13 protein-coding genes and 2 pseudogenes are annotated in these 12,620 nt (G+C 41.4%); 6 read left to right on the top strand and 9 right to left on the bottom strand.

What is annotated here, in order from left to right:
* Positions 1 to 251: 251 nt before the first annotated feature.
* The 8 genes and pseudogenes from tnpB (EGC80_RS17230) to tnpA (EGC80_RS17195) form a co-directional block, all read right to left on the bottom strand.
* Positions 252 to 500: an IS66 family insertion sequence element accessory protein TnpB gene (tnpB, locus tag EGC80_RS17230; protein WP_124011545.1), complete on the bottom strand. Its 249-nt coding sequence runs from the start codon at positions 498 to 500 to the stop codon at positions 252 to 254.
* On the bottom strand, positions 494 to 823 hold the full coding sequence (gene tnpA / locus EGC80_RS17225; RefSeq protein ID WP_124011544.1) for an IS66 family insertion sequence element accessory protein TnpA: 330 nt from the start codon (positions 821 to 823) through the stop codon (positions 494 to 496). The genes tnpB (EGC80_RS17230) and tnpA (EGC80_RS17225) overlap by 7 nt, the downstream gene beginning before the upstream one ends.
* A gap of 376 nt (positions 824 to 1,199) precedes the next feature.
* Positions 1,200 to 2,234, bottom strand: a pseudogene (locus tag EGC80_RS17220) (IS110 family RNA-guided transposase).
* Between the two features lie 219 nt (positions 2,235 to 2,453).
* Positions 2,454 to 2,792, bottom strand: a complete 339-nt coding sequence (locus EGC80_RS17215; RefSeq protein ID WP_233768534.1) for a HigA family addiction module antitoxin — start codon at positions 2,790 to 2,792, stop codon at positions 2,454 to 2,456.
* Between the two features lie 36 nt (positions 2,793 to 2,828).
* Complete coding sequence (locus EGC80_RS17210; RefSeq protein ID WP_124011543.1) at positions 2,829 to 3,134, bottom strand: type II toxin-antitoxin system RelE/ParE family toxin; 306 nt, start codon at positions 3,132 to 3,134, stop codon at positions 2,829 to 2,831.
* Positions 3,135 to 3,633: 499 nt separating this feature from the next.
* Positions 3,634 to 5,157, bottom strand: a pseudogene (gene tnpC, locus EGC80_RS17205) (IS66 family transposase).
* Between the two features lie 90 nt (positions 5,158 to 5,247).
* Entirely contained in the window at positions 5,248 to 5,592 is a 345-nt protein-coding gene (tnpB, locus tag EGC80_RS17200; protein WP_124011542.1) for an IS66 family insertion sequence element accessory protein TnpB, read from the bottom strand.
* Positions 5,589 to 5,879 carry an IS66 family insertion sequence element accessory protein TnpA gene (gene tnpA, locus EGC80_RS17195; RefSeq protein ID WP_124011541.1) on the bottom strand — a complete coding sequence of 97 codons (291 nt, stop codon included), beginning with the start codon at positions 5,877 to 5,879 and terminating at the stop codon, positions 5,589 to 5,591. Before tnpA (EGC80_RS17195) ends, tnpB (EGC80_RS17200) begins: the two co-directional genes overlap by 4 nt.
* A gap of 78 nt (positions 5,880 to 5,957) precedes the next feature.
* Between tnpA (EGC80_RS17195) and EGC80_RS17190 the strand changes: the two genes are divergently transcribed.
* Entirely contained in the window at positions 5,958 to 6,962 is a 1,005-nt protein-coding gene (locus EGC80_RS17190; RefSeq protein WP_124693499.1) for an IS630 family transposase, read from the top strand.
* A gap of 168 nt (positions 6,963 to 7,130) precedes the next feature.
* Here EGC80_RS17190 and EGC80_RS17185 read toward each other — a convergent pair whose 3' ends face one another.
* Positions 7,131 to 8,369, bottom strand: a complete 1,239-nt coding sequence (locus tag EGC80_RS17185; RefSeq protein WP_124011540.1) for a DUF2325 domain-containing protein — start codon at positions 8,367 to 8,369, stop codon at positions 7,131 to 7,133.
* A gap of 316 nt (positions 8,370 to 8,685) precedes the next feature.
* Here EGC80_RS17185 and EGC80_RS17180 point away from each other — a divergent pair, with 316 nt between their 5' ends.
* The 5 genes from EGC80_RS17180 (at position 8,686) to EGC80_RS17160 (ending at position 12,620) form a co-directional block, all read left to right on the top strand.
* Positions 8,686 to 8,982 (top strand): IS4/Tn5 family transposase DNA-binding protein, encoded by a 297-nt coding sequence (locus tag EGC80_RS17180; protein WP_124011539.1) that lies wholly within the window; start codon positions 8,686 to 8,688, stop codon positions 8,980 to 8,982.
* Between the two features lie 463 nt (positions 8,983 to 9,445).
* Positions 9,446 to 9,811: a hypothetical protein gene (locus tag EGC80_RS17175; RefSeq protein ID WP_124011538.1), complete on the top strand. Its 366-nt coding sequence runs from the start codon at positions 9,446 to 9,448 to the stop codon at positions 9,809 to 9,811.
* A complete protein-coding gene (gene tnpB / locus EGC80_RS17170; RefSeq protein WP_124011537.1) occupies positions 9,808 to 10,143 on the top strand; it encodes an IS66 family insertion sequence element accessory protein TnpB in 336 nt (111 codons plus the stop codon). Before EGC80_RS17175 ends, tnpB (EGC80_RS17170) begins: the two co-directional genes overlap by 4 nt.
* A gap of 99 nt (positions 10,144 to 10,242) precedes the next feature.
* Positions 10,243 to 11,838, top strand: coding sequence for an IS66 family transposase (gene tnpC / locus EGC80_RS17165; protein ID WP_124693498.1), 1,596 nt, complete (start codon positions 10,243 to 10,245; stop codon positions 11,836 to 11,838).
* Between the two features lie 365 nt (positions 11,839 to 12,203).
* The gene (locus EGC80_RS17160; protein ID WP_164839487.1) at positions 12,204 to 12,620 is read left to right on the top strand and encodes a cupredoxin domain-containing protein; all 417 of its coding nucleotides are present in this window, start codon (positions 12,204 to 12,206) and stop codon (positions 12,618 to 12,620) included.

Raw genomic sequence — 12,620 nt, 5'->3', positions numbered from 1 at the left:
CCTCCACATAATGGTGTTCCCTTCTACCACAAAGGCGACGTCCATGTTACAAGCATATCTTAAGTCACCGCTGCTTTTATCCGCAGCTAAACACATACCCGTTTCGAGTCTGCAGATTTTCATTCAATATTTGGAGAGTAATTGTTATGCAACAAAAACGATTCAGACTTACCTTAACGCCGTAATACATTTCTCACATTGGAAGCATAAACAGTCCCTTTCATGTACCGAGGTAACCATTATCGACAAAACTAGTTTTGTCGATATACACCTGCCAAGTTGCCAATGCTCAAATACGTTTGTAGTGCAAAGCCGGTGCTATCCCAGTAGAGGATTTTTAATTTATCACGGCTTTTATTACAAAAGACAAACACACTGCCGTCGGTGGCTTGTAAGGATAATTGCTGCTCAACGATAACCGCTAAGCCATTTATCGATTTACGAAAATCCACCGGTGCACGGTGCAGATAAACACTGGGAAGCTCTTGAAACATCAGCATGCTTGTAAGCCTTTAATAATCTCCAGCAGGTAGCGTGGGGGCAAGGTGCTGGGGAAAGTCCATAACCCTGTATGATGCTGAAAATGGATAGCCTGGGCTGAAGCGGAAGGTTGAGTTTGGGTTGTCATAGCTGTCGGCGAGGTCAAAGTGGCCATAACAAACGGCGCTATCGGTTGACTGTTTGTTTTAGCTATATCCGCTTTGCGGGCGTAAAATCCGCTGACACTGAGCTTATGCTGACGGCAAAAAGCGCTAATAGTTAAGCCGCTAGCGGATTGCTGTTGTATCAAAGCAGCCCAATCTTCATGTGAACGTGTAGCCATGTTAACTCCTGATGTCATTATCAGTCGTTAAGATAAAGGCTCGATGAGCGCAGTTGAAGACGTACTTGCCCGGACGTGTATGGACACAACCTCTTTTGCAAGTAAAATATCAATAAAAATGAAGGAATGACTGCTCACGTGTATTCGGTTTCTTTAATGATGCTACTTTGCATCGAACCTCAATGGCTTCATCCGCACACTAGATCCCAATCGCTTACACGAGCTGTTAACTCTTCGTCCGGCAAGGGTTTTTCTAGTGATGGTTTAACCTTATTTCCATCTCTTTTTACTTTGCAATTTTAAAAGGGTATATCTTACTCTTCCAACTTAAATCATACGTTTTTTAAACACCTAAGTTTCAATCCATTAAATTCTATTATCCGGCAGCTAAAGCATCTTTATATTCAACATTATTAGTAACTAAAGCCCATGAAATTCGAGCAAGTTTGTTTGCCAGGGCAACAATAGCAACGTTGGGATGCTTTTTTTCACTGAGCTTCTTTATCCATAAACTTAAAGGGTCAGTTTTATCTTTAATATAACGAAAAGCAGCCCGTGCACCATGAACAAGTAATTTCCGTAAATAACCATTGCCACGTTTGCTAATACCTAACAAATTTGCACGCCCTCCAGTACTATATTGCTTAGGCACTAAGCCTAAAGAAGCTGCAAAATCTCGACCTTTCTTAAACTGTTTACCATCACCAATAGCGAGTAATAAAGCGCTACAGATTAAAGGGCCTATTCCGATAATGCTCATTAATTTTTTGCCTAGAGGGTTAGCCGTCGCTGCATTCTTAATTTGAGTTGTTATTAATTCAACTCTCTCATCTAAAAGGATTAAATCCTCCTGCAGCATTTGTAACAAAGCTCTAAAATCAATACTCAATCCGTTATCAAACTCTTCTAACCATATCGGAATAGCCTTGCGTAAATAAGCAATACCTACCGGAGCGACAATGCCGTACTCACTTACCAACCCTCTTATTTGATTAGCCTTGGCTGTGCGTTGGCCGATTAAATCTTCACGAACACGATGCTTTGATTGAATATCTTGTTGCTCTACTGTTTTTATATGTACAAAACGCATATGAGGTCGGCTAATCGCTTCACAAATAGCTTCAGCATCCACTTTGTCATTTTTATTGGTTTTGACATAAGGCTTCACAAATTGGGCTGCTATTAACTTAACGTTATAGCCAAGTGAGGTAAGCTCTCGAGCCCAATAATTTGCAGAGCCACAAGCTCCCATGCCAATGACTGCCGTTGTCGGTACAGGCTTAACAATGGCCTTCATCCAGTTAGTACGATTATATTTTCCTTGTCAGACAATCTCTTCACTTTCATTAACAGCATGAATGTGGAAAACGTTCTTGGCTAAATCGACACCGACTCTTATCGTGTTTTTCATAAAAACCTCACTGGTTATAAAAAAGACTCCTGCTGCTAGTTTACTCTATTGTCAGCATATGGGACGAATGGGTGAGGTTGTGTCCATTCCATTGCTTACGCAACACTTGCCACACTAGTTAACAATGATGACCAATTTTAGATGATGCGCACTTATTGTTAAAATCAAAAAGGCCGCCAATTTGGCGACCTTTTCTAATAAAAAATCTAGCTTAAAAAACTACGCTACGCGAGCTTCTGGAAGAGCAGTAATATTTACAGGCTTATCCATATTTTCAGCTTCCCAAGTATCAAGCTTAGCTTGCATGTTAATCCAAATAGCTACCCCAGTCCCTGTTGACTCAGCTAAACGTCTAGCCATAGCGTGGGAGCATTTGGCTTTCCCATTAACAAATTCACTTAACGCCTTTCTGGTAACACCTAAGTGTCCTGCTGCCGACGTTATAGATATCCCTCTATCATCTAGAACAGTGAATTTGAAAAATTCACCTGGATGTGAAGGTTTTCTAATCTGTCTCATTTCTTCTCCTAAAATCGAGAGATAAAATGTACCTATCATCGATTAATCATAGGTACATTTTATATAGAGTATGAGCTAACGGGCTTTGATTTTTTTGCCGTGATAATCGACGTAATCAAGCAATATGGCGCCTTCATCTTTTATTTGAAAGGTTATCCGCCAGTTACCGTTAATCTCAATACTGTAAACCCCTTCACCTGACCCTTTCTTCTCAGAAAATTGATTTAGATACAAAACCTTTAGGTCTTGGGGGTGGTGAGATGAATCTATTGCATCTAATATAAACCCAATCTTTTGAACATGATTTGGATTTAGCCCTTTTGCATTGTTGTCATAAAAGTAATTTTTAAGTCCTTTATGTGAAAAACTTTTGATTGCCAATTTCTCGCCCTCCTAGTGATATTAAAATTCCTAAAAATGTTAAATAAATTCATTTGGTTATTCCTTTGATTAATGTTTGTCATCAAGCAGTACATACCAAGCTATTGAAATTTATTTACTCACTTAAGGAGTTCTTCACATAGGGCAGTCTTCGGCAACAGCTAGACAGTAACCTGTAACGTTATAGGTGTCAACTGTGATTGATGGATTACGTGTGCCTAATGACTTAAGAGCGACAGATTAGATAAATATTTTACTTAATTAAAAAACCACCAATATAAATCAGCTAGTAAACAATAATCTTCTTATGAGCGCTGTTTATTTTAGCGATCAAATTCTTCTTCTTTGATGGTTTAAAAAATATCATTTATCAAAAACACTTTATACCCATGATCAATGAAGATGCTTGATTTTTTACCAATAAAGATCACCATACCCCTCATGAAAAACATCAAGTTGACCATCAAGCAAAAGTAAGCGGTCAATTAACCGGTGAAGCTTACTCAGCTTCACCTAAATCGACATTCCACGGCAGCAAATCAGTCATATCATCCGATGGCGCACGCTTGGGTAATTCTGTAAATAGATGACAGAAATAATAGTAGGGATTCAAATCATTGGCACGGCAGGTCATCACAAGGCTGTATAAGTTCGCACTGGCTTTAGCACCAGCCACCGACGTCGAGAACATCCAGTTTTTTCGCCCTGTGGTAAACGGCCGGATATCACGCTCAGTGACATTATTATCAATACTGATATCCCCATCTTCAAGATAGGTTAACAATTTGGGCCATTGATTTAGGGTGTAAGCGATGGCTTTACCTAATGCTCCTTTGGGTAAAACATGTTGGCTGTTTAGCCAGGCATAAAACGCATTGAGGATGGGCTCGGCCTGTTGCTTTCTCAATTGTTGACGCGCTTAGGAAGTTAAGTGTTTTGCCTGTTTTTCTATGCCGTAGAGTTTGGCAATATAACTCAATGCTTTTTCGGGTTTGCCTGCTTTTTTGGATGGCGATGCTTTTTGTGCATCCGTAAATTTACGTCTGGCATGTGCCATACAAGCCGCTTGTGTGACTTGCTCAAGCGTATCGTAAGCACGGTAACCATCGGTCAGGAGATAGCCTGAGTATCCCGTTAGAAAATCCTTTACACAGGCGGCTGCACGACTCGGTTGATAGTCGTAAATAACGGCAGGGTTTTCTGCAAATTCACCACTGCGATACACCCACATGTACGATTTTGTTTCGGCCTTTCGGTCTTCCTCGCGAAGCACTTGTACCGTTGTTTCATCAGCGCAAATGAGTTTCTCGCTCAGAAGCTTATCCTTCATTGCATCGATAATGACCTGGACTTTATCACCTAGTTGTACACACCAATTAGCGAGTGTGCCTCTGCTGATATCAATTCCTGAGCGATTTAATATATCAACCTGGCGATACAGTGGTAATGCATCCACGTATTTAGCGGTGACAATAGCGGCAAACGTTTCAGCGCTGCCCATGCTTTTAGGCAGCATGCTCGCAGGCTTTGGTGCCGTAATGACACGACTACTGACTTGTATTTTTTCACAATGACGGCAAGCGTATTTAGTGCGCTCATGACGGATAACGCTGACTTTCTGTGGAATGATTTTGAGCGCTTCACTGACTTCTTTACCGCATTCGTGAAGGGGTGTTTGGCAACATTCACAACAAGGGGCGATGAGTTCGTGCAGATAAACTTCACGCTCAAGCGCTTCAGGAAAAGGTTTTCGACCCGTTTTAGCCTTACTCTTATTTTCTTTAGGCAACGCATGTTGCTGCTCTGCTTCGTTGAACGTACCTTTAGCGACTTTTTCACTTTGTGACGAAAAGCGCTTAGATTTACTGAGGTTGAGTTGCTCAATAAGCAGTTTAATTTGAGTTTGAAGCTCACTTACTTGCTCTTGTTTAGCTTGCAGCAATACTTTTTGAGACGTATTCTCTTGCTGCAGTTTTTGCAGCAATGCTTTGAGTTGCGCTACGTCATCAGGTAAGTCAGTCAAGGTTACTCAGGGCTTAAGTGGGTATCAATCTCCTTAGTCTGACAGCGAAAAATGATCGTTCAAGTAGAAATTTGCGATCGACATTCATCATTACACTTCTAGCCCATAAATCGGTCGATGTGCCTTGGGATTATCTAACATTAATCCCGATAATAACCAGTGTAATTGCTGCTTAGTGATATGAATAGCGCCATCATATTGAGGTGTGGGCCATTTAAAATGGCCTTTTTCAAGACGGCGATAATAAAGCCAAAACCCGTTGGTATCCCAAAATAAGATTTTGAGTTTGTCACGCTGTCGATTACAAAAGATAAACCAAGCCTGACTAAAAGGGTCCATCTCAAGTGTGCCGGCGACGATTAATGACAATCCATCAATCGACTTTCGCATGTCGGTGACACCTGACACTAAATACACGTTACCAGTGGGAGTCATAGTAGTGCTGCAACCCAATGTTTGATTTGTGTTTGACTGAGCATAGAAGGAAGTTCAGCGCGAATACCGTTAGGTAATAATAGCACCACGACATCAGCACTTTCCTGGTCAAAGACAATTGGCTGAACTTGTTGCCTGGCCTCTTTACTCTTGAGTTTTTTGACCCAATAGTAAAGTGTTTGATAGTGGATTGACCGCTCAGTACAAAATTGTTTAATCGGTAACTGGCTTTGTTTGAACTCAGTCAGTATTTGAGTCCAGTGGTCATGTTTTTGCGATTGATTCATAGCGTCTCCTTTGTAAAGAAGCACTATGCCAAAGGCTGATCCTTATTGGTATGTGGGGTTAATTGACCGCTTACGACCATCGAGCAAAAAATAGATCTTGAAGCCCTTCACGACGAGAGTCGAGATGGGCGTGTTCGTGATCGAATTAAAGCCGTTTTACTTCGCTCTGAAGGCTGGTCAACACCGATGATAGCTCAGGCCTTACGACTGCATGAAACAAGTATCGTTAGGCATATTGATGATTACGTCAGTAAAAATAAGTTAGCACCTGAAAATGGAGGTTCACGACCTTATTTGAGTGAAACACAAACTGATGAGGTTATGGCTCACCTGATGTTAAACACTTATCGCTGCTCGTATGAAATCATTGAGTACATATGGAGAAACCATGGGCTGCGCTTCTCTATCCCAGGTTTAAATAAATGGCTTCATCAGCATAACTTTAGCTACAAATATCCTAAAGGCGTCCCTCATAAGTTTGATGAAAAAAAGCAAGCCGATTTTATTGAGCAGTACACTAAGTTAAAGTCTGAAGTAGTTGATGAGCCTATATTGTTTATGGATGCTATGCATCCAACTCAAGCGACAAAAGTAAGTTGTGGCTGGATAAAAACAGGGCATGACAAAGCGATAGAAACAACGGGTAGCCGGACTCGATTAAATCTAGTTGGTGCAATTGATTTGAATGACTTAGCTGCCGCTCAAGTGAAGCGTTACGATAAAGTGAATGGTGAAACTATTCAGCATTTTTTCGAGGAGATAAGAGCGTATAACGGCAGTGATAAGCGAATTCATTTAATTTTAGATGGTGCAGGTTATCACCGAGCACAAGTCGTAAAGAATAAAGCAAAAGAGCTTAATATTGAGCTTCATTACCTCCCGCCTTACAGCCCCAATTTAAACCCAATAGAACGTTTGTGGAAGGTAATGAATGAGCATGTGAGAAATAACAAATATTTTGCAACGGCGAAAGAATTCAGGGATAAAATTGATGAATTTTTTAGTCAAACACTTCCCCAGATAGGTGATATTTTAGGAAGTAGAATTAATGACCATTTTCAGGTGTTAAAACATGCACCTTGAAGAATGATGGGTATATATGGCAGTACAACCGCTTTTAGCGGTAAATGAGTCGCATCAAAAGCAATGACAAGAGTGATATGTTGAAATAAAAACTAAGGTCAAAAGCTTTTGGTGAGCAGAGTATTATCTTGACTCACCGGGAGCGTCCATATATGGCCATGTTATTCATTATAAGTTGACGCAGCTTATTTCATTGGCCACATCATCCATCGCTTTAGCAAAGCTTGATATGCCAGAGGAGGGGATGTACAAGTGACGCTTATTATGTTGCTTACAGAATCGCTTCAATCTGTAGTAGGCGTCGTGACTGATGCAATCGGAGGCGCAAATAACCGCATCGGCAGACCACAACATGGCATCTAAGCGCTTGCTACGGTCTTCGACGCCGCCATCATGATGGCTGAATTCGCCATTACAACGAGACACCAGCTCCCTGTATTGTTCAGTCATGCGCGGCTGGCCACCAACACATAAAATTTTCAGACCCTTAAGATCTGGACAATCGGTGCAAGAAGCCGCACTGCATCTATTACAGGGAGACAGACTCTGCTTTACTAACCCCTCTAGCGATCGGGATTCTTGCCTCTGTAGCTGCAATTTTTGAGTTAAACCCAAAATGTTATCTTTACTGTGTTGTAGTTTTTGCTGCCACTGCAGTTTCTGTTTATCTAAAATCTCGAGCGAGGTATTTTGACTCGCCACTTTGTTCTGTAGCTGCTTTAGTTCAAGCGCCGCTGCATTATTATTTCCTTGCCGTTCTAGGCGCTGGCAGTGCTCTTTAAGTTGCAAATTGTCCGCCTTAATATCAGCCAGCTGTTGTTGTAGATCATCTAGCTGCCACTCTTTACTAGAGATCGTCTGATGGGATTTTTGCTGACTTTTATCTGACGATTTTTTCAGTTCTAACAGCTCCTTTTCAACAGTGTGTAGACGTTTCAGATCGGCACGCTGGCCAGCCCCAATTTGGTGGGACAACATATGAATGGTTTCATAGGCCATGTCCTCAATAGTCAGATCACACAAAGGGTGCGTTAACAGTGCCCATAGGGCTTCGGCGCTGGATCCTCGATCTATATGTTGCTGCCAGACTGGTTTGAGCTCATCGCGGCATTTAATCAGACCAAAACGCTTGATAGCGGCAGTGAATTTTTTATCTAGGTGCTTTTGTACCGTCAAAGACAGGTGATGTTTAACGTCACAGTTGGAAACGATCCAAGTGTGTAGCCAGTAATCACTTTTTCGAGCCTGTTCTTTATCGACAATTTTTTCTGCCAGCTTACGGATTTCAGATGTCGTCAAACAGGTACCTATAACCGGACATAGCAGTTTAGCGCTTAACTCCCACAGTTTACGTTTACCTTTAAAGCAATTAAATGCCTGTGTTCCAGTGGCTGAGATATCACACATGCAGTTATCCTTAATCCTGTCGCGGTAAACTTACCTTTAAGCAATGATTGAGTCGTCAATGGCATCAGTGTAAAGACGCGTATAAATGATAATAGTTACTATTCGTATGGATGGGAAGTATTACTTGAGAATATTTTTCGTGAAAGAATAATAATAGATAGTCATGTTATTTTCTTGATCAAGCATCTCGTACTTAACTCCATAAGCGTTCACATTGGACAGATTATTTGCTGACTTTTCTACACAAATCTCTACCACAATGAACTTTATTAAAAGTTGATGATCAGAGTGGATAACTCAATTAACTTGCAGATTAATGATGCCAATTTTCAACGCAGAGCAATGGTCATATAATCACTTTTTAAACGGTTTCTTTGGTGACCCGCGTCGCACAGACCGTGTAATCGAAGTCGCTGCAGATATGGCACGTTGTAGTGGTAAGTCTATCGCTCTATCATGTCAAGGTAATGAGGCTAAAGTTGAAGGGGCTTATCGATTGATCCGTAATGATAAAATGTCTTCAGAAGTGATTAGCGCTTCTGGTTTTCAACATACAGCGGAGCTTGCCCAGTCATATGCTGAGATATTAGCCATAGATGACACCACCCATTGAGTTACAAGCATCAAGTAGCACAAGAGCTTAGTAAACTCGGTACCACTACAGATAAATTACGTGGGTGGTGGGTACATTATGAGCTTACGGCAGCATAGTTTCTGACTTTGATAGCTTAACAAGTTCAACAGATGTGTAGTTTTTCACAGTATAAAATAATTTGAAAGTGGTGAGCATATTAGATCATAATTTAATGCGGATTGGTATTAGAAGGAACGATGGCAAGAAATCCGAAACGTTGACTAACGGTATAAGAAACTGCGAAGCTATTGGGGAGGTGTTTCTGAACCCAGATAAAAAATCTGAAAATAAAGCAAGAAATGTAGCGTAAATTTTAAGCAAAGAGTGCCAACTACTTTGAAAATCACTGAAGTCCCAACTAGGGTGAGCTTACGGCAGCATAGTTCAACTTCTATCTTGTAAACTGATTTAATGATCGCTACTCAATAATCAGGATGCAATCATGTCAACATTAGATCCCTTATCAACCCTCACAACAGCTTTTGAATCCTGGCGTACCAACAGGAATAGTCGTCAGGCTCCAACCCCCAATACATTGCGTGAACAAGCCGTCGGATTACTCGAACATTATTCTTCTAGCAAAATAACATCCGCACTACGGATTAGTGGCGGCCAGCTTAAACAGTGGCGAAATAGCGTAAATCCTCAACTCAGTCCCCACCAGTTTGTGCACCTACCCATTTCAACATCATCTGCTCAAACCACTTTTAACGTAGTCCTACAATTTGCTCACGGAGATACCATGTCTTTATCAGGCGTTGATGATCCACAAACCCTTATTTCGCTGATCAGGGCGTTGAAATCATGATACATCTTACCGCTGAGACGCATATCTTAATCGCCATTGCACCTGTCGACTTTCGTCAGGGAATGGATGGTTTAGCGGCACTATGCCGTTATACATTAGCGGCTAACCCTCGCTCTGGCTCGGTGTTCGTCTTTATTAACCGCAATAAAACCATGGTACGTGCATTATCATATGATGGCAGCGGCTTTTGGTTGATGACCAAGCGGTTGTCAAAAGGCAAGTTTGTACATTGGCCAGGCTCAAAGCAAAAAATTGAACCGTTCATCGCCAAGCAGTTACGGCAGCTGTTACTGAACTGCGATCCAATGTGGCAAAAACACGATCTTATTTAAGTCAAAAAACAGCAATATTAGTGCTTGATTGTTAATGTTATCGGATCATAATCCTTCCCCCAGCAACCTCGACTTCAGCCTAAACAATGTTGATAAACCGTGAGTAAACCCTTCACCGATATTGATGGACCCGCACTTGAATCGCTGATATCGCTGATATCGCGAGTCAGTGAGGCCAAAGAGAACAACCTCGCGTTAAGTCCAGAGGATTGTCAGTTATTACTTGATGCGTTGCTGACGTTAGCGAGCATGCAAGACCGGTTAGCCCACCATGATGTCACAGTGCATAAACTGCGAAAATTGTTGGGTATTGAAAAGTCATCTGAAAAGCTTGCCAGCGTACTTAAGCAAGCGAGAGCATCCGGTAAGAAAAGCAAAAACCGTCAACACGATGAAGGTGAAGGTTTTACACCTGTTAAGCCCGTCGTTATCGTTCACGCAATGACAGATGTGGCTAAAGGTGATACCTGTACGGAGTGCTTAACCGGTAAAGTGTATAAAACTGAGCCTGGTAGCTTACTGCGTATTACAGGGCAAAGCCCGTTCAAGCCTGAGCAGCATGTGATGGAGCGTCTTCGCTGTAATACTTGCGGTGCTTATTTCAGTGCGCCTCTGCCGGATGGCGTCTTAGTCGATGGTGAAAGCCAGCAAAAGTATGGTTACTCTGCGCGGTCATTGATGGCCATTTATAAATACTTTGCAGGATTGCCTTTTTATCGTCAGTGCAGTATTCAAAAGCTACTGGGGGTAAAAATTACCGCTTCAACGGTCTTTGACCAAGTTGAGCGGGTTTGTAATGATATTTACCCTGTGTACCAGCAGCTTTTTAATGTAGCCTCAGACGCCGAACATTATTATCTGGATGACACGACGCACCGCATTTTAGACGCTAAACCGGTCGAGAAAGCCGTCCGTAATAGCAATAAAACACGACTGCGTAGCGGTATTTATACCTCAGGGGTTATCGCCACACTGAAAGATAATAATGCCATCGTCTTGTTTGAAACCAACATCGGCCACGCAGGTGAATTCATTGACAGCATTTTGCATAAACGCAGTCAATCATGTGGCAAGCCCGTTATCATGAGTGATGCATTACCGAGTAATCGTCCCACGGCAAGAGAGGCAACAATGTCACTGTGTAACAGCCACGCCAGACGACAATTTGTCGATGTGATTAATCATTTTCCTGAGGAAGTTGAGTATGTGCTCAAACGCTATGGAGAAATATGGGGGAATGATGATTTTGCTAAAAGCGAAAAACTATCCCCTGTGGCTAGGCTTGCTTATCATCAAGCTCACTCATTGCCCATCATGGAAGACATTAAATCATGGGGCGAAGCGCATATCGCGAATGAAACGGTCGAAGAAAATAGTGGTCTGGGCAAAGCAATCCGCTATTTCCTTAAACACTATGTTGGCCTCAGTTATTTTTGCAACATGAAAGGCGTGAAAATCGATAATAACCGTATAGAATCGATGCTAAAAATCATCGTGCGAGACAGAAAAAATGCGATGTTCCACAAAACATTACTGGGCGCAACGATTGGTGATGTGGTTACCTCAGTTATCGCAACGGCAAGTGAAGCGGGTATTAATGTCTTTGATTACTTCACCACATTACAGCAGGAAAGTGCGCAGGTAAAAGCCCACCCAGAAAATGACTTACCGTGGAATTATATCACCAAAAGTTAAGTCATTTAGATAAACCCCACCTAAACAGATTAACGTAGGCTTAACCGCCTAGGTCAAGCTGTGCCTGTAAATTGATGATGTCACGCTATACTGCCGTAAGCTCACCAACTAGGCTATAAGTTAATTGTGGTTTGGATCAATTTCAAAATCGAGAAGTTAGCTTTTTCAATACAAAAAACATTCATGACCTTGCTCTATTAACTTGACATGCTTTGATTAAACACGAATAATAATCATTATCGTGGAGGGAAAGGCATTTAGCTTCCTATGTTCTTCAATCGATAACCAATTGAAAAGTAAGAAATAGAAGAGTCTTAATGTTTTTTCAACACATATTTTCAATTCTAAATGTATGGATACTCAACATGAAGTTAACCGGTGTACTTTTTCTTATCTTATTTGCTTCTCTTTCACCAGTGAAATCATGGGCTGACGAAAGTGATTCCCCAAATAGTGTAAAAAAGGGGGTTGATGGCTTTAGCCAACAAATCAATGATTCCCGCTATACCAAACTACCAACTTATCTTATTGAAATGAAAGACGGTAATTTAATTCCAGCCGAATTGACTGTACCTGAAAAGATCAAATTTCGTCTTGTTGTACGTAATATCGGCGCTAAACCTGCAGAATTTGAAAGTAATCAGCTACGCCAAGAAAAAGTATTATTTATGGGCGCAGATACTAGCCTAGTAATAATTCCATTAGATGTTGGTACTTATGACTATTTTGACGATTTTGCACCAACAATACATGGCAAAATCATCGTAAAAGCAAAGGATTAA

This window comes from Shewanella psychromarinicola, from assembly GCF_003855155.1.
GTDB classification, from domain to species: domain Bacteria; phylum Pseudomonadota; class Gammaproteobacteria; order Enterobacterales; family Shewanellaceae; genus Shewanella; species Shewanella psychromarinicola.
The sequence above is the reverse complement of the archived record's forward strand: the minus strand, read 5'-3'. Positions and strand labels throughout refer to the sequence as shown.